The organism is Hyphomicrobiales bacterium (assembly GCA_039973685.1).
In the GTDB taxonomy this organism is placed as follows: Bacteria; Pseudomonadota; Alphaproteobacteria; order Rhizobiales; family JACESI01; genus JACESI01.
In genome coordinates this window covers 1-16,372 of sequence record JBDWKL010000021.1, presented here as the reverse complement: position 1 = coordinate 16,372, position 16,372 = coordinate 1, and the positions used below count along the sequence as shown (strand labels likewise).

At 47.6% G+C, this 16,372-nt stretch carries 17 protein-coding genes; 1 reads left to right on the top strand and 16 read right to left on the bottom strand.

Going from position 1 to position 16,372, the window contains the following annotated elements; all coding sequences use genetic code 11:
- Positions 1 to 4: 4 nt before the first annotated feature.
- The 5 genes from ABJO30_06840 to ABJO30_06820 form a co-directional block, all read right to left on the bottom strand.
- Positions 5 to 1,036 carry a peptidoglycan -binding protein gene (locus ABJO30_06840; protein MEP3232527.1) on the bottom strand — a complete coding sequence of 344 codons (1,032 nt, stop codon included), beginning with the start codon at positions 1,034 to 1,036 and terminating at the stop codon, positions 5 to 7.
- Positions 1,037 to 1,042: 6 nt separating this feature from the next.
- Positions 1,043 to 2,032: a flagellar motor protein MotA gene (locus ABJO30_06835; GenBank protein ID MEP3232526.1), complete on the bottom strand. Its 990-nt coding sequence runs from the start codon at positions 2,030 to 2,032 to the stop codon at positions 1,043 to 1,045.
- Positions 2,033 to 2,224: 192 nt separating this feature from the next.
- Positions 2,225 to 3,025: an inositol monophosphatase family protein gene (locus tag ABJO30_06830; GenBank protein MEP3232525.1), complete on the bottom strand. Its 801-nt coding sequence runs from the start codon at positions 3,023 to 3,025 to the stop codon at positions 2,225 to 2,227.
- A 48-nt stretch (positions 3,026 to 3,073) separates the two neighbouring features.
- Positions 3,074 to 3,637: an elongation factor P gene (gene efp, locus ABJO30_06825; GenBank protein ID MEP3232524.1), complete on the bottom strand. Its 564-nt coding sequence runs from the start codon at positions 3,635 to 3,637 to the stop codon at positions 3,074 to 3,076.
- Positions 3,638 to 3,748: 111 nt separating this feature from the next.
- Positions 3,749 to 5,584, bottom strand: coding sequence for a diguanylate cyclase (locus ABJO30_06820; GenBank protein ID MEP3232523.1), 1,836 nt, complete (start codon positions 5,582 to 5,584; stop codon positions 3,749 to 3,751).
- A 791-nt stretch (positions 5,585 to 6,375) separates the two neighbouring features.
- On the opposite strand from ABJO30_06820, the gene ABJO30_06815 reads away from it, so the two are divergent.
- Entirely contained in the window at positions 6,376 to 7,761 is a 1,386-nt protein-coding gene (locus ABJO30_06815; protein ID MEP3232522.1) for a DUF3179 domain-containing (seleno)protein, read from the top strand.
- 17 nt (positions 7,762 to 7,778) lie between these two features.
- On the opposite strand, the gene ABJO30_06810 is transcribed toward ABJO30_06815, so the two are convergent.
- From ABJO30_06810 to ABJO30_06760, 11 genes are all read right to left on the bottom strand, one after another.
- Positions 7,779 to 8,633, bottom strand: a complete 855-nt coding sequence (locus ABJO30_06810) for an alpha/beta fold hydrolase (GenBank protein MEP3232521.1) — start codon at positions 8,631 to 8,633, stop codon at positions 7,779 to 7,781.
- Between the two features lies 1 nt (position 8,634).
- A complete protein-coding gene (locus ABJO30_06805) occupies positions 8,635 to 9,363 on the bottom strand; it encodes a hypothetical protein (protein ID MEP3232520.1) in 729 nt (242 codons plus the stop codon).
- Between the two features lie 179 nt (positions 9,364 to 9,542).
- A complete protein-coding gene (locus ABJO30_06800) occupies positions 9,543 to 10,634 on the bottom strand; it encodes a tetratricopeptide repeat protein (protein MEP3232519.1) in 1,092 nt (363 codons plus the stop codon).
- Positions 10,627 to 11,295 (bottom strand): thiamine phosphate synthase, encoded by a 669-nt coding sequence (locus ABJO30_06795; GenBank protein ID MEP3232518.1) that lies wholly within the window; start codon positions 11,293 to 11,295, stop codon positions 10,627 to 10,629. Before ABJO30_06795 ends, ABJO30_06800 begins: the two co-directional genes overlap by 8 nt.
- Before the next feature lie 125 nt (positions 11,296 to 11,420).
- Positions 11,421 to 11,771, bottom strand: coding sequence for a nuclear transport factor 2 family protein (locus ABJO30_06790; GenBank protein ID MEP3232517.1), 351 nt, complete (start codon positions 11,769 to 11,771; stop codon positions 11,421 to 11,423).
- A gap of 133 nt (positions 11,772 to 11,904) precedes the next feature.
- Complete coding sequence (locus ABJO30_06785) at positions 11,905 to 12,642, bottom strand: alpha/beta hydrolase (GenBank protein MEP3232516.1); 738 nt, start codon at positions 12,640 to 12,642, stop codon at positions 11,905 to 11,907.
- A gap of 218 nt (positions 12,643 to 12,860) precedes the next feature.
- Entirely contained in the window at positions 12,861 to 13,928 is a 1,068-nt protein-coding gene (fbaA, locus tag ABJO30_06780) for a class II fructose-bisphosphate aldolase (protein MEP3232515.1), read from the bottom strand.
- 194 nt (positions 13,929 to 14,122) lie between these two features.
- Complete coding sequence (locus tag ABJO30_06775; GenBank protein ID MEP3232514.1) at positions 14,123 to 14,401, bottom strand: hypothetical protein; 279 nt, start codon at positions 14,399 to 14,401, stop codon at positions 14,123 to 14,125.
- Positions 14,401 to 15,594, bottom strand: a complete 1,194-nt coding sequence (locus ABJO30_06770; protein MEP3232513.1) for a phosphoglycerate kinase — start codon at positions 15,592 to 15,594, stop codon at positions 14,401 to 14,403. Before ABJO30_06770 ends, ABJO30_06775 begins: the two co-directional genes overlap by 1 nt.
- 45 nt (positions 15,595 to 15,639) lie before the next feature.
- Complete coding sequence (locus ABJO30_06765; GenBank protein MEP3232512.1) at positions 15,640 to 15,795, bottom strand: hypothetical protein; 156 nt, start codon at positions 15,793 to 15,795, stop codon at positions 15,640 to 15,642.
- 83 nt (positions 15,796 to 15,878) lie between these two features.
- The coding region (locus ABJO30_06760; protein ID MEP3232511.1) for an erythrose-4-phosphate dehydrogenase at positions 15,879 to 16,372 on the bottom strand (494 nt) is incomplete at its 5' end.

Here is a 16,372-nt window from a genome sequence, read left to right as displayed (position 1 = left end):
GCTTCTACCGTTCCGTCAGTTTTAATTCTATCCGTCGATTGCGATTGCGGGCTTCTTGTGTGTCTGCTGTGTCGAGCGGTTGAAACTCACCAAAGCCTGCTGAAACCAAGCGATTGGGCGATGCGCCACGCGAAACCAAATAGCGCACCACGGAGTTAGCGCGGGCTGCTGACAAATCCCAGTTATCACGAAGGCGACCAGCGCCAGACAGCGGGATGTTGTCTGTATGGCCGTCAATACGCAAAACCCAATTGATCTCAGTTGGAATTTCGCCTTCAAGCTCAACAATTGCTTCTGCTAATTTATCAAGTTCCGGTTTCCCGTCATCGCCAATACTGTCAGAGCCGGAGCCGAATAGCACTTCTGATTGGAACACAAAGCGATCACCTTCCACGCGAATGTCGGAGCGCTGGCTCAAGATTTCGCGCAAGCGGCCAAAGAAGTCAGAGCGGAAACGAGAGAGTTCTTGCACCTTTTGAGCCAAGGCGACGTTAAGGCGTTTGCCAAGGTCAGCGATTTTCGTTTGGCTCTCGCGGTCACGGTTTTCAGAGGCATCCAGTGCATCTTCAAGCGCCCCAATTTGTCTGCGAAGGGCTGCGATCTGTTTGTTTAAAAGCTCAACTTGAGAAAGGGCTCGTTGGGAAACCGCTTTTTCTGTATCCAATGCATTTTCAAGCGTATCGGCTTTTTCGTCAGCGGCAATTTGTGAGCCACTACCCGCTGACAGCAATCCTTGTAGACGGCTGTTTTCTGCCTCGATGTTGGAAAGGTTCGCGCGAAGGTCAGCCACGGAATCTGTAAGCGTGCCTGTGTTGGCACGTTCTAATGCGAGCAGTTCGGTGAGTTCGGCAATTTGGCCATTTAGTCGGTTCAAAACCGTATCTTTGCCGCTGATTTCTTGGCTTAAGAAAAACTGTGACAGCATGAAAACCGACAGCAAGAAGATCATCACGAGGAGCAATGTCGCCATTGCATCCACAAAGCCCGGCCAATAGTCCGCGCGATTTTCTTGTCTTCTATATCTGCCGAGGGCCATTTTGCGTTAGCTCTTCTTGGATAATGTTTCGAGGAACTTTTTGATTTCTCCCTGCTGGTCGCTTTGTGCTTCCATCCAGTTTCGAACCAATTGCTGTTCTGATCTCATATTTTGCACGAGACCCTGAATGCCTTCGGCAAGATCAGACGTGGCAGATGTGTTTTGTTCGCTTGCTGCTTCAGAAGACCGATTTCCTTGCTGCACCACACGCGCAAGGCGTTCGATTGCGGTTGCAAATTCTGCAGGAGACGATGCGTTTTTAAGATCGCTCAAATCACCCGATAAATCAGTGAAGGTTGAGAGCCAGTCTTCAAGGTTATTGTAAAACCGGTTTTGCGCATGACCAGATTGAAGATCAAGGAACCCGAGGATCAACGAGCCGGATAGACCGAACAAGGAAGATGAAAACGCGGTGCCCATGCCTGTGAGTGGCGCTTCAAGGCCGGTTTTTAAATCTTCGAATATGAGTGATGAATCGCCAGAACCCACATCCAGCGCTTGGATGGTAGATCCAACCGCGTTCACGGTTTGCAGTAAGCCCCAAAAGGTGCCGAGTAGACCGAGGAATACCAAGAGGCCGATCAGATAGCGCGATGTGTCGCGGCCTTCATCAAGGCGTTGGCCAATGGAATCAAGGATGGAGCGCATACCTTGTGTGGAGATGTTAGACTGATTGGAAGCATCCCCTAAAAGGGTTGCCATTGGCGCCAACAATCTTGGTCCCCGTTTGACAGCCACAGCAGCGCGATCAATCCGGTAGGTGTTGACCCAATTTATTTCAGGATAAAGCCGCAGGATTTGCGCGAAAGATAAAAATATCCCGATAAGCAAAACCATACCAATGATGCTGTTTAAGCCCACATTGGCAAAATAAGCTGTGATGATTTGCTGATAGAGTATGAGTGTCGCAAAGGCGACGATGATCAAAAAGATCACCATGATAATCAAATAGCTGTTTGGCTTTTCGATATTGTATGGATCGTATTCTGACGCCATTGGCAAGACTCTCCCCTCAAGCCACCGCATTGTAGCTTTATTCTTAACGAAAATTTGGGAAGAGAGAAGCCCTAGTTTATGTCAAAGGCATGACCGCGCACAGATTGCTGTGGGACAATCGAGTTAGATCGGCATATTTTCCGATTTTTCTACGCTGGGCTTGAATAAGTAGTAAGCGAATTGAGACAAGCGCTATTTTGTGCGCGCTTCTTTCAGTGCCTTACGTAGCTTATTGTGAACATTTTCATTGCCAGCGATGATTTCGCCTTTTTCGAAAATTTTCTTGCCGCCATCAAGGTCTGACAAATAACCGCCCGCCTCAGTGATGATCAACATGCCAGCTGCAATATCCCATTGCTGGAGGCCACGTTCCCAGAAACCGTCAAATCTACCAGCAGCAACATAAGCCAGATCAAGAGATGCAGCACCCATGCGGCGGATACCAGCAGTGCTGCCCATAAGGTCTGCAAGCTCTAGTAGAAACTTGCCGTGTTCTGGACGGCCAATATGCGGGATGCCTGTTGCAATGACACATTCAGAAAGGTTGCGACGATTGGCAACGCGCAAACGTTGATCGTTCATATAAGCGCCTGCGCCGCGTTCAGCCGTGAAGAGTTCTTCCGTGATTGGGTTATAAACCACAGCTGCTTGCAACACGCCTTGGCTTTCAAGGGCGATGGAGATCGCAAACATCGGGATGCCGTGCATAAAATTGGTGGTGCCGTCTAGCGGGTCGATAATCCAGCGGTGCTGTCTATCAAAGCCAATTTCCTCACCGCTTTCTTCCATCAGAAAACCGAATTTTGGGCGTGCTTTTTTAAGCTCTTCATAAAGCGTTTTTTCAGCCTGTTTGTCCGCATTGGTAACAAAGTCGGCAGGGCCTTTAACTGACACTTGAAGGTTTTCTACTTCACCAAAGTCACGTTTCAGCTTGCGGCCTGCTTTCATCGCGGCTGCTACCATAACGTTGAGGAGCGCTGACATTTGCGCCATGTTCAAGAACCTTTCAAGGTTTTAAAGTCAGTTCGATAAGCGGTGAAACTATTCAGCGCGCTTTACGTAGGTGATTTCATTGGTATCAACGATGATCTTATCGCCAACCACAACAAAGGGTGGCACGCCAGTTTTGACGCCGTTTTCAAGAAGGGCTGGCTTGTAAGAGGAAGAAACCGTCTGGCCTTTAATGTGCGGCTCGGTGTCTGTTACTTCCAAAGTCACTTGGTCTGGCAATTGAATGCCGATTGGACGACCTTCGTGGCTTTCCACGGTTACTTCCATGCCGTCTTGCAAGAAGGCAGCGCGTTCACCAACAAAATCTTTTTGAAGCTCAAGCTGCTCATAGCTTTCCATATCCATGAAAACCAGCGCTTCGCCTTGTTCGTAAAGGAACTGATAGTCGTTTTGCTCAAGACGCACACGCTCAACAGTTTCCGTCGCGCGGAAGCGTTCATTGAGCTTGCGACCATCGATCAAATTCTTAAATTCGATCTGCGCAAACGCGCCGCCTTTACCAGGCTTTACATGCTGTGTTTTGACCGCAACCCAGATTGTATCTTGGTGCTGGATAACATTGCCAGGTCGGATTTCGTTGCCATTGATTTTCATGGGACATCACCGTGTTAAATGTGGTTTGCCGCTTGAACCATTATTGTAGCGATTATGCAAGGGGTGAGGCGATGAATGTCGCCTAGATGTGCGAATGGCTTGCCCTTTAGGTTAAGGCGTTCGCGTCCTGAAATGGTTGTCGTGTGGGGCTGTTTTTGGCACAGCTTTGATTTGTGCTTTTCGTTTGTACATTTGTTGATCGGCCTGATCTAAGACGTAATCAATCTTGTTGCCGTCTTTGGCAATGGCAAAACCAGCAGCAACGGACATTTCAGCTTGAAGGCCACCGCTTAAATCAATTTGCCCTTTGAATGCGTTTTCCAATAAATCGCAAACGTGTTGCGCGGCTTCAGGTGTTTCAACAGTCGGCAACATGACACAAAACTCATCGCCACCAAGTCGGCCTAGTGTTTGATCGTCGCTCAAGACGTTTGCAAACTGGCGCGCTGCAATTTTCAATAACTCATCACCAGCCGCATGACCCAAAGTGTCGTTAGCCGTTTTAAACCCATTAAGGTCCATCATAATTGTTGCATAGTTGGATTCAACCTCACCGACGGCTGCAAAGAAACCTGCGCGGTTCAAACATCCTGTAAGGGGGTCGGTGTGAAGTGCTTTTTCTAGCCGCTTCTTTTCGTTTTGCTCTGCTGTAATATCTTCTATGCGAATGAGGGGGATGTGCGCGAAGGGAAATGAACATTCCACGGTTTTGATTTCGTGTAAGTCATGCAAATCAACAGTAAACCCTTCGTTGTTCTTCTCATTGAGGGCTGTTTGAATGATTACTTTGTTTTTATCCGTATTGGGATTGTCTTCGTCGAAGAAGCCTGCTTGCTTTGCTGCATCGTTCCAGCGCTTGGGGCCTTTAAAGCCGATCAGAACCAGCGGTTCTTTCTGTCTTGCGACGGTTTGCCATGCCCATGCTTCCTCAGGAGAGAGGTCACCAGAATAGAGCTCGAAAATCATTTCTAGCAGTCGAATTTTAAAGGCAGAAAATACGAGCTTAGCCAGACCGAAAGCAAAAACCATTGAAACGATCGGAAGATATAAGTAGTGCGTGCTTAGAAGGTAATAGCTTACATAAAAAATACTGAAAATACCGAACAGTGCGTAGACCACCCGCCCAACACGTTTGTTTTTTGTGACGTCCAAAGCAATCGACAAGCTTATCGAAAAAAGACCTATGCCAAGAAGAATGATGAATTCCCAAAAGCGTGAAAAAGCTTTTGTATCAGTTTGCGTTCTCACGGACTCATAAGCCAGCGCAACAAGAGTTACGCGGTTAATTTTAGAGTTGTTGGTATAGGTTAAACCATCAGAGGTGACGGACGTTGGAATGCCGATCAGGATTGTTTTATTTGCCAGTTCTGATGCAGGCAAGGAGAGCACATCCCAAGCTGAAATATGAGTTAATGATTCCAAATCAAAATGCTGGTTCAAGGCGATAGGGCGGAAGCTGGTTTCACCATTCAACCATCGTGCTGCATTAGGGTATACCGCGCCGTTACCTGCGTAAGTGGAGAATTTACGGTATCTATTATCGGTATCCGGGAAGAAACTGCTGCCGAGAACGGTCGTCGTACCGGCAAATTTTTCATTCGGTTTAGAAAGAGCTTGCGTGGGTGTTGGGTTATACGCTGGGATCCCAATTTTCTCTGGCCCAAGCTTTGCTAATGCATCAGCGAGTGCCTGATCGTCTGCAGCGTTGGTTTTGACTGATAGCAAACGATCGAGATAAATTCGTTGAGTGCCCGCACCTTCAAGGTGGTTTAAAAGCTTTGCATAAAATTGGTTCGAGACGGGGAATGATCCAGATTTATCAATAGTCTTGCGGTCGATATCCACAATGAGAATATCTTGGCTAACTGGCGTTCGCTCCATCAATTGTAGGAAATCAGCAATTCTTAAATTGAAAATTTGGGTTTGCGGTGAAAGCAAAATCGCCAAACAAAACAAGCCATATACTGCAATGTATGTGACCTTTAATCCTGTATTTTTTTTAAAATACCTTGGTATGTTTGACAACATTGATACCGCATTCATTGATGGCTTATTTCAGCCACCAACTGTAAATCAAATCTATTAATTTGCCGTAAGTGAAGCTTAAAAAGAAGACGCAGAGGATGGAGGCTGTGATTTAAGTGAAGCCGCAGGGGATGAAGGATTAGACGGCGCGGGTGCTGTTGCAGCTAAAATAGTGTTTGAAATGGTAGCGAAGGTGTTTCCGATGCTTTCACCGCTAGAGCTAACACCGCTGACAATTCCCACAGCGACTAGAGAGCCAATCATGCCATATTCGATTGATATACTGCCCTTGTTATCGCGGCAGAATCTTTTGAAGACTGATGGTTTAGTCTTTGTCGTTTTTACTGATGATATTTTTTTCATAAGCGTAAAACTTCCGAATAAATGGTTCATGTAATAGTGAAATTTTATTTGTCAAAATCCATGTTCAATACCCTTGTACTTGATTGTTTTTAAAGTCAGGTGAAAATTTATGCTCAATTTGAGTTCAATTTATAACGGCTTGTTCATCATAAGCTGGCGATGGCCGGCGATTTTGCGTGACGCTTTTATTTAATGGGGCAATAAAGGCTGCTGCTCACTGAAATCTGATGACATCGTGATCCATATTGCTTTTTGTTCGCGTTATAGTCCAACATTGGGAAAATCGTTTATCCATATGCTCAGTTGGGGCATTTAATTTTATTTGATTTAAGTGTGAGGAAGGCTCGTTGATGGAGTTGAATTATTACAAGCATTCGCGTGGATTTCTATTTTTTGCCGCTGTGTTGATTGCCGCCTTAATTGGTGTGAGTTCACATGTGCAGGCGAAAGAGGAAGTGTCGCAATATGTAATTGAACAATTTGGCAAACCACCTGCCACCCCCAAGGGCGCTCTTTCGTCTGAGATTAAAGATGCTGTTAATGTGGCTTTTGTCAAAAGCATGGAGCAGGGCAATTGGGCGGATGAACAGACATTGGCTCTCAACAAAATTGTTGAAGCGAAAGACCCACGCCTTGTTTGGATCATTGCAGACTTGTTGCGTTTTGCTTCAAGCAGTCAATTGGATTCGGTGCTTGGTGATGCGGCTTCCAAACTTTTGGGTAAAACATTGCCACCAGCTAATTATTGGGGATCGGTCACTGACCACCTGATTGCGTGGGATATTCCTGCACCGCCAGAATATTTGAAAGCGAAACGCGCAATATTCACAACGGTTGTGCCGGGCTGGGATAAGATTTTCGTTGAAGGTGATATTGATTGGCGCCTTGTTTCTTGGGGCGGTGTGCTGATTGACGATCGTGCGTACGATACGACAGACGAGCGCTGCAATTGCATCCCTGCTGCTGACAACCCTGAAGTTGAAAGCGCTAAAGATGCAAAATGGTTAGAAGACGAAGACATCGTCTTTGGCGTTACGATAAACGGTGAATCGCGTGCTTATCCTCGCCAGATCATGGAAGTGCGTGAGATGGTGAATGACACATTGGGTGGTCGCCATCTTGGTATTCCTTATTGTACCCTATGTGGCGCTGCGCAGGCATACTTCACGGACCGCGTGCCAGAAGGTGTTGAACGTCCAATATTGCGTACATCAGGACTTCTCATTCGCTCCAATAAAGTAATGTATGACATTACCTCTCACTCGGTCTTTGACACGTTTCGTGGTGATGCTGTAACAGGTCCGCTTTTGAAGAAGAAAGTGACTTTGAAGCAAGCAACAGTGATTACAACGGATTGGGGTACTTGGAAAAAAGAACATCCAAACACCACTGTGCTCAAAGAAAAATATGCGCTGGGTCAAGACTTTGACTTCCGCAATAACCGCGATGCCAATGGTCCGATCTTCCCTGTAGGTGATGTCGATCCGCGCTTGTCAGTGCATGAAGATATTATTGGTGTGATCACGGCTTCTGGCAAACCTGTCGCGTTCCAACGTAGCAAGGCGCTTATTGCTTTGAAGCGTGGAGACGAGATCGCGGTTGAAAATGTGCGTTTGCAACTTGATGCTGGTGGTATTCGTGCCGTTGGTACAGACGGGTCAGACCTTGGTAGTCACCAAGCGTTTTGGTTCGCATGGTCGCAGTTTCACCCAACAACAGAACTTTGGGGCGGATAAGCTAACCGCCACATTCGCTATTTAGGATTAGTCGCCTGCTCTAAAAAAGAGCGGGCGCGTTCCGTCCAGCCTTTTGGTAAGCCGTGGCCGCCATTATGAATGTCGAGCTTTACGGGTGCGTGCTTACAAGAGGCGTTCCAAATGCGGCTTCTAAAATCTGCGTCAATTTTGATCTCATCAGGGTTTGATCTGCAGCCATTTGCTTGGCGTGCGCGGTCAAGGCTTTCCCAAATACTGCCTTGGTGCCAATCACGTATGATGCGGCCTTCAAACGGCACTTGGCTGTCGGCAAAGCCGTGTATTTGCATGATCGGCAGAGATTTGAGGCCCGCACAATTGGTTGTATTCGGTCGTCGTAATGCGCCTGCAACACTGACCATTCCAGCAAGTTTTTCGCCCTGCTTGCAGGCAAGAAGCCAAGCCATAGAACCGCCAGCCGAAAAGCCGCCAACGAAGATTTTGTTGGGGTCGAGCTTTGCGCGTTTTCCGGCGGCTTTCAAAACTTTGAAAGTGAAATCCACATCATCGCGCGGTGTCCCGTCGCGGGCGGGGTAGGAACGTGGCCCGTCTTTCGAGCGCTGATAACCGTTTGGTGCGATTAAGACATAGCCTTGATTGAGGAAGTCCCGTTGTAAGCCGCCACTTCGATGAATGGATGCGCCATTGCCACGGTGTCCGTGATACCAGATTAAAACTGGATGAGGGCCGTCTCCTGCAGGCACGCGCATGTGGTAACTTCCACCCTCGATTTCACAAGGAGCCTCTGGCCCGCATTGTTGGGCGTTGAGGGGTAAGCTCGCACTGAGCGAAATGAAAGTGGTAGCAAAGGGAAGCAAGGACCATTTCATCTTCTTCATTGAAACGATGCCCATGCTAACTTCCTTCCGGCAAGGCGGCGAGCCAATCAAGCCCGTGGCCGACCCATTCTGCTGGAATGGAATGCCCGCGTTTATGCAAGCATAATTCTAAAACACGTCCGCTGCTGCTTTTATCCCAGCGTTCACACGAAAGACGTTTGTCACCGCTTTTCACGGTGCGAGCATCGTTTGATGCACCGTTGACGCGGGTGAGAATATCGAAACCTTCAGGGATTGGCATGGAGTTATAAACGCCCACTTCATCGAAGGAGACGACGCGATCTTTGAGACCATGAATATGACGAAGGTTCACAGGACCAGTTGCGCATGTATCTGGGTTGGAACGCCAAAAGCCACCTGCGATGGGGGCGTAAGCGCGAAAGAGGTCGCCTGTATAACACGCAACATTCCACACCATAGAAGCCCCACGCGAAAAGCCAGAGGCGAGGGTTTGGCTCTCGTCAATTGGCCAGCGTTTTTTGATGTCTTTCATCACGTCGCGAATATAGGCCGCCTCATCACGCCCACTTTCCGCGCGGCCTTTGCCGATTTGGCGCCAATAACCTGTTTGTGCGAACGGGGCGACAAAGAGCGCGCCTCTGGTTGTGGCACCCCTTACCATGCCACGATTGCGAAACGTGCCCTCAGGTGTCCCATTCCAGCCATGGAAATAAACAACTAAGCGAAGGGGCGTTTTGCCGTCCCAATTTTCTGGTTCAGCGGCAAGGTAATATCCATCTTCCACCTCGCACCTGCTTTCTGCACCGCAAGCGTGTGCACTAGCTGGAAGCAATAAGAGAGCGAGAGATAAAAGCAGAAAGCGCATGGAATACCTTTAAGGGAATTTTTCGATAAGAGATCATTTGCGCTTTGGTGTTTTGCATCAACCAAATTGTTTGTGATGTGGGAATTTATGGGCTTCGATCAGCGTGCTGTCGGCACCCATTTTTCAGCCAATTTAGTTGCTGCAGCTTTAGCTTCGTCATCCAATTCATTGAACAAGACATCGAGGTGTTTGTCTTTGAAACCTTGTTTCTTCGAGATGAGATGCCAACGGGCTGAACTGAGAGGATCTAAGGGAACGCCAGCGCCTGTGCGATAAAGATGTGCGAGGCGGTTTTGCGCAATGGCATTGCCAGCGCGCGCATTCACAAGGAACCATCTTGCTGCATCATCTTCGTTTTTGCCAATGCCGATGCCGTTTAAAAGGCGGGTGGCGTATTCTATTTGTGCCGTATCATGGCCGCCACGGGCTGCTTGTCCAAAATAGATGGTTGCGAGAATTTGGTCTTTCTTTACGCCATGGCCTTCACGGTATAGTTCGCCGATGGCAAATTGCGCATCATGATTACCAAGTTTTGCTGCTTTCAAAAGACTATCCGCTGCAAGCTCGATGTCTTTTTCTAGCACTTCGCCAGTAAGGCGCATGAGGCCTATATTATAAAGGCCGAGTACATGATTTTGTTCGGCAGCAATGGTAAAATATTTTGCGGCTTCCTGCTTGTTTCGTTCAGTGCCAATGCCATCTAAATGCATGAAACCCAATTGAAACGCTGCCTCGCGGTTATTGTTATCTGCACCCAACTTGAACCAAGAAAACGCAATTTTTTGATCTTTTACAACACCAAGCCCTTGGCGATAAAGTTCGCCGATTAAAGCCTGTGCCGCACCGTCGCCAATCTCTGCAAGATCGGTCGCAACGGCAAGGGCGGAGAGATAGAGGCCGCGTTGAAAATAACCATAGGCAACATCAGCATCGGGCTCCAGTTCACCAAGGGATGCGCGGGCGCGATCTAGAATTTTTTGTTCAACTTCCCCAGGCGAAGGGCGGCGTTCGGTATCCTCTTTTGCTTTTTCTGCTAAAGCGGGATTGGGTGTGCTGGGATTTGATTTTACTGTCGCAGGCTTTTCATTTTCCGCTTCCACGTTGGCCTTTTCATCACTTTGCGCAATCGCATGAGGGACTGCAAACATCAGTGTGAAAAGAGGAAGAAGGAATAAACGAAAATTACGCATCCAAAGCAGCCTTTCGGGCTTTAAAATCTGTGTCGAGTAATTGGTTTGCTTGCGCGAGTGCCGCCTTGGGATCGTCTGCATCCCAAACTGCTGTACGAAGGCCGACGAAATCAATGCCGGCTTTTGATGCTTGCTCGACGCTTTCCAAACTACTTCCACCCATAACGACACCTGGAACTTCAAACAGCGAACACCACCATTCAGCCAGTTTGAACATCTTTGGAAAGATATCCGGCTTTGTGTCACCATCAAGGCGGCCAAAGAAAAGATAATCAATTGGACCTTCACCCATTTCCATTGCTTCATGGCGCGTGGGGGCGCTTGCAACACCCATAACCTCGCGGCCAGCATGGGCTTTTACGGTTTCAACAATGTCTTCGGTCGCACCATCAAGATGAAGACCATCAGCGCCTGAGCGGCCCATCACTTGGCTATCATTGTGGATAAGTGTCGCGACCTCGTGCTCTTGTGCAATCGGGATCAGCGTTTTTGCCGCTTCTTGATAATTACCGTCTTTGGGCGGAAGGATCAAAAGCGAAGCAACGTCACCGCCTGCAAGGGTTTCGGATAATACCTTCGCAAACGCCGCCGTTTCATAGTCAGCTGGCGTGATGAGGAAAAGGCGGGTGCGATAAATTTCTGGGTCATGTTTTTTGGTCATAACGCCTTATTAGGCGTCTATGAGGTTGGGATCAAGTTTGCGCCATAAACTGTATTAAAATTGGCGAACACTTCCTGTTTCGCAGAAGATATATGTCGCTAGTTGATCCACCATGAACACCTTCATCAGTGTTTATGAAAAACCTTCTGCATGATCTTCCAACCATCATTTGTCTTGATGAGAGTAAATTGATCTGAAAACCTATTCCCACCCCAATTATGCAATTCCACACGGACGGTTGCCGTCGAATGGCTTACATCAATGGGGCCTATTTCAGCGACAACATCAGGGGAGGGGTCTCTAGCATCCACACGCTTAAATAACTCTTCAATGCCACCGCCTTCAATCTGGCCGTCGGCTGCCCAATACATTGTGGCATCTGCATGAAAGATCGGTCGCATGATGGCGGAATCTGCTTTTCGCCCACTCTCAATATACGCGTCCAGCATTTCTCGGATAGCCACTTCTTCACTCATAACAATCTCCTTTGAGCCTTTAGAGTGAGGGTAATCGTTGGCCAAAAATATCGCAAGCTATAGATGAAGGTGCACGTGTTGGGATCAAGTTTGAGGTTTCAAGCCTTGGATAATCTTTTGTTTTACAATTGTCTTACTTCAAACCATGTTTGAAAAATTTTACTGCTTTTTCAACGGTTCCAAAATTGGCTAAATCATTGTGTCCGGCATTTTTTATTTCTTCAAAAATAGCTTTTGATGAAGCTGTATCATGCAATAGCTTGCCATGTTTGATCGGGACGACACCGTCTCGATTACCATGCATGATCAAGATGGGTGCGGTGACATTTTGGATGCGTAAATCTGATCGAAATTTGTGTTTAAGAAGCAAACTAACGGGCAACCACGGCATTCTGTCTTGGGCAACAGCCATAAGGGAATCGAACGGTGATTCCAAAACAACAGCAAACACGTCCCGCTCCGTTGCAAGGTTTACGGCAACGCCTGTTCCAAGGGAATGGGCGTATAATCCAACGCGTTGGGGTTTTTGATTGATAATAAAATCATAGGCAGCCTGTCCATCAATGAACAAACCAGTTTCAGATGGTTCACCTGAACTTCCTGGATAGCCTCGGTATTCAACGAGTAATACGCCAAACCCTTGTTCGGCTAAATGCGCACCTTTTTCTTTTTGAAAAATTGCTGCGTCGCCATTTCCATGAAAAACAAGGATTGTAGCTTCTTCCTTTTCAGATGGATGATGGAGGGCAAAGAGTTCTTCTCCATCTGGCGTTGTTATTGCGGCCCGCTCAAATATCTCATCTTCAAACCCTTCAACAGCAATATTAGGTGCGGGAAAGATAAGGCGTTCTTGCACAAAGTAGATTGCCATCACCCCGCAGCATGCGACTGCAAATAGAAAAAAGAGGGTGAAGAGAGAAAAATTAAAAATAGGCAAAGCTCCACTCTTGATCGAGGCAAATTTCACATTGGTAAGTAGTGATCATCTGGCTTTCATACAAGAAGTGAAATTGGAGGAGGCAATTGGCGCTCTAAAAAGAAAAACCCCCAGACAGGGCTGGGGGTTTTAAATTAATATTCTTATCGGCTTTAATTACAAACAGAACGACCGTGGCTTTGTAGGTCGTGGAAGGCTTCTTCGAGACGAGCGGCCATTGATTGTTGGATCGCGCGGTTCCATTTGCGTGGGTCGTAGAATTTCTTCTGCGGCGCACCGGTCTCTGGGCAAATTTGATGCTTAAAGGCAATTGGGTGGGCATCAACATAATCGCCAATACCTTTCGCACATGCAAATTGTGTGTCGGTGTCGATGTTCATTTTGAACACGCCATAAGACAAGGCTTCAGCAATTTTTTCTTTCTCAGAGCCTGAACCACCGTGGAAGACGAGATGCAATGGCAAAGAGCCAGTGCCGCGTTCGGCTTCAACTAGTTTTTGGCTGTTGATCAGAATTTCTGGGCGAAGCTGTACATTGCCCGGTTTGTAAACGCCGTGCACGTTGCCAAAAGACGCGGCAACCGTGAAGTGACCGAGGTCTTTCAACGCATCATAAGCCTGCAAAACATCTTCTGGTTGGGTGTAGAGGTGAGCGCTATCAGCACCTTCATCTAGGTCATGCCCAACGCCATCTTCTTCACCGCCGGTAACGCCGAGTTCGATTTCAAGTGAGATATCGCACGGTGCCATACGTTTCAGATAATCGGCACATGTGCCAATGTTATCGTCGAGTTCTTCCTCAGATAGATCGATCATGTGAGAAGAAAAGAGCGGCTTGCCGGTCTCTTTTTTAGCGGCTTCATTGTAATCCATCATGCCATCGATCCAAGGCAACAACTTACGGTTCGCATGGTCGGTATGCAGGATAACTGCAACGCCGTAATCTTCTGCCATCATGTGAACGTGACGGGCTGCAGAGACTGCGCCTTTCACTTTCATATCAATGGTTCCAATTGATGGGCCACCGAAAAACCCAGCGCCACCATTCGACATTTGAATAATGATGTCCGATTTGGTCATTGCGGCTGATTCAAGCGCGGCATTCAGTGAGTTAACATCTGCAACATTGACAGCTGGAAGGGCGTATCCGCCGCTCTTACAAGCCTCTACCAAAGTTACATATTCTTCGCCGGTTACGACACCAGGTTTGAGTTTAGTCATCTATATCCCCCATTACATAATTGCGGTTTCAAAAAACGCCTTTAAATCACCAAATTACAGCCCGAAATCTGCGGGGCAGCGTTTGAATTTGTTAGATGATGATTAGCTTTTTTTTCTTCAAATTTCCAGTGCCGTTTTTGCGAGCAGCCTTTTTAATATCATTATTTTGGTGCTCACGATTATGGTGCCGCATTTTAGTGCGTCTCATCTGGTGACGGCTTTCTTCGTCGGATTATCAAATGTCTGATAATGCCGATAAGACTTATCAGCACCCAACAAGCTTCGATAACAAAAGCGCCCGCATTAAATTCATACACGAGCGACCAAACAATAAGGCTAGAACCGACCATATTGACGATTGGAAAAATCAAACTCTCCGAACGAAGGCGCCCGATTTGATTGAGGAAATATGCGCCAACCACCAAAAACGCGCCGAGAATGCCAGCGATGTCTATGATGGTGAGGTCTGTCATTAGTTCCGCAATATCTCAACGCCTGGCAAGGCTTTGCCTTCTAGCCATTCAAGGAATGCGCCGCCTGCGGTGGAAACGTAAGAAAAGTCTTTCGCAGCACCTGCATGGTTGAGGGCAGAAACCGTATCGCCGCCACCAGCAACAGACATGATCTTGCCGTCTTTGGTTGCTTTTGCCGCGTGTTGAGCTGCGGCAACGGTTGCTTTGTCAAAAGGTGAAATTTCAAAGGCGCCAAGTGGACCATTCCATACGAGGGTTTTGGCTTGATCAATGGCAACGCCAACCCGCGCTACTGCGTCTGGGCCTGCATCTAGGATCATTGTGTCTGATGGAACGTTTCCAGCAGCCACCACTTCGTTGTCCGCATTGGCTGCAAATTCTTTGGAAACGACCACGTCGCTTGGAAGAATGATTTCGCAGTTTTCTTTTTCGGCTGCGGCAAAAATTTTCAAGGCAGTCGGTGCGAGGTCGTGTTCGCACAGGGATTTGCCAACATCAACGCCTTGGGCTGCAAGGAAGGTGTTTGCCATGCCGCCGCCAATTACGAGGCTATCAACCCGTGAGACGAGGTTTTCTAGAAGGTCGATTTTGGAAGAGACTTTTGCACCACCGACAACGGCCACCACTGGGCGTTCAGGGCTTGCAAGGGCTGCTTCTAGTGCTTCAACTTCTGCCTGCATGGTGCGGCCAGCAACAGTTGGAAGATGACTTGCCAGACCAACAGTTGTTGCATGAGCACGGTGAGAGGCTGAGAAAGCATCTGCAACAAAGATGTCGCCCATACTTGCGATTGCTTTCGCAAAATCAGGATCGTTTGCTTCTTCACCTGGGTGAAAGCGTGTGTTTTCTAACAGTGCGATGTCACCGTCTTGCATGGCAGACAGCATTTCCATCACTTCTTGCGGTCCGTTCGCGCCGACCATAGCGACAGGTTTTCCAAAAACCTTTGCACATGCTGGGGCAACAGGCGCAAGGCTCATTTCTGGCACGACCTTACCTTTAGGGCGTCCAAAATGAGCGAGCAAAATAACTTTGCCGCCTTTGTCAGAGATTTCTTTGATTGTTGGAGCAACCCGTTCAATGCGGGTTGTATCCGTCACGACGCCATCATTCATGGGTACATTGATATCCACGCGAACAAGGCAGCGTTTGCCGGTTACGTCGATGTCGTCGAGTGTTTTAAAAGCGGTCATGCAGCTTACCTGATCTTGCAAGTGCCCTCATCGCCGCCTTGTTAGTTAGAGGCTAGCGAATAGATCTGGAAAGTCTGGCACATCAAGTTCGACAATGGCGTAACGAACCCATTCTCCATTGTTGAATAATGCATCATACCCAGAAACCAACGCTGCAGTAACAGCGACTATAAGAGCAAATTTCCAAACATCGTCGAACATAACGTATCCTTATTTGTTGAACGTTTATCGACGGTAATATTAGCAGAAAGCCGCCCTTGAGGGGCGGCTTTCTTAATAAATGGTTAAATGTACTTGGCGAGAGCCACCGCAGTGTCAGACATGCGGTTAGAGAAACCCCATTCATTGTCGTACCAAGAAAGGATACGAACAAGGTTGCCTTCAAGCACTTTGGTTTGATCCAAAGCGAAGATTGAAGACCGTGGGTCATGGTTGAAGTCTTGGCTTACAAGCGGTTCATCTGTGTAGCCAAGGACGTTCTTCAAAGGACCGTCAGCGGCTTTGATGATTGCTGCATTGACTTCTTCAGCTGTTACATCGCGCGATGGCACAAATTTGAGGTCTACAACAGAAACATTTGGTGTTGGAACACGGATCGCAGCACCATCAAGTTTGCCTTTAAGCTCTGGCAATACGAGGCCAACAGCTTTTGCAGCACCTGTTGATGTTGGGATCATAGACATTGCAGCCGCTCTACCGCGATACAAGTCTTTGTGCATTGTATCCAATGTTGGCTGATCACCCGTATAAGAGTGAATTGTTGTCATGTAGCCTTTTT

What these genes read in the sequence shown, in the direction of transcription:
- ABJO30_06770 (MEP3232513.1), bottom strand. Translation starts at nt 15,594, where the DNA reads ATGACCGCTTTTAAAACACTCGACGACATCGACGTAACCGGCAAACGC.
- ABJO30_06840 (MEP3232527.1), bottom strand. Translation starts at nt 1,036, where the DNA reads ATGGCCCTCGGCAGATATAGAAGACAAGAAAATCGCGCGGACTATTGG.
- ABJO30_06785 (MEP3232516.1), bottom strand. Translation starts at nt 12,642, where the DNA reads ATGGCAATCTACTTTGTGCAAGAACGCCTTATCTTTCCCGCACCTAAT.
- efp (MEP3232524.1), bottom strand. Translation starts at nt 3,637, where the DNA reads ATGAAAATCAATGGCAACGAAATCCGACCTGGCAATGTTATCCAGCAC.
- ABJO30_06815 (MEP3232522.1), top strand. Translation starts at nt 6,376, where the DNA reads ATGGAGTTGAATTATTACAAGCATTCGCGTGGATTTCTATTTTTTGCC.
- ABJO30_06835 (MEP3232526.1), bottom strand. Translation starts at nt 2,032, where the DNA reads ATGGCGTCAGAATACGATCCATACAATATCGAAAAGCCAAACAGCTAT.
- ABJO30_06765 (MEP3232512.1), bottom strand. Translation starts at nt 15,795, where the DNA reads ATGTTCGACGATGTTTGGAAATTTGCTCTTATAGTCGCTGTTACTGCA.
- ABJO30_06795 (MEP3232518.1), bottom strand. Translation starts at nt 11,295, where the DNA reads ATGACCAAAAAACATGACCCAGAAATTTATCGCACCCGCCTTTTCCTC.
- ABJO30_06775 (MEP3232514.1), bottom strand. Translation starts at nt 14,401, where the DNA reads ATGACAGACCTCACCATCATAGACATCGCTGGCATTCTCGGCGCGTTT.
- fbaA (MEP3232515.1), bottom strand. Translation starts at nt 13,928, where the DNA reads ATGACTAAACTCAAACCTGGTGTCGTAACCGGCGAAGAATATGTAACT.
- ABJO30_06830 (MEP3232525.1), bottom strand. Translation starts at nt 3,025, where the DNA reads ATGGCGCAAATGTCAGCGCTCCTCAACGTTATGGTAGCAGCCGCGATG.
- ABJO30_06810 (MEP3232521.1), bottom strand. Translation starts at nt 8,633, where the DNA reads ATGGGCATCGTTTCAATGAAGAAGATGAAATGGTCCTTGCTTCCCTTT.
- ABJO30_06800 (MEP3232519.1), bottom strand. Translation starts at nt 10,634, where the DNA reads ATGCGTAATTTTCGTTTATTCCTTCTTCCTCTTTTCACACTGATGTTT.
- ABJO30_06790 (MEP3232517.1), bottom strand. Translation starts at nt 11,771, where the DNA reads ATGAGTGAAGAAGTGGCTATCCGAGAAATGCTGGACGCGTATATTGAG.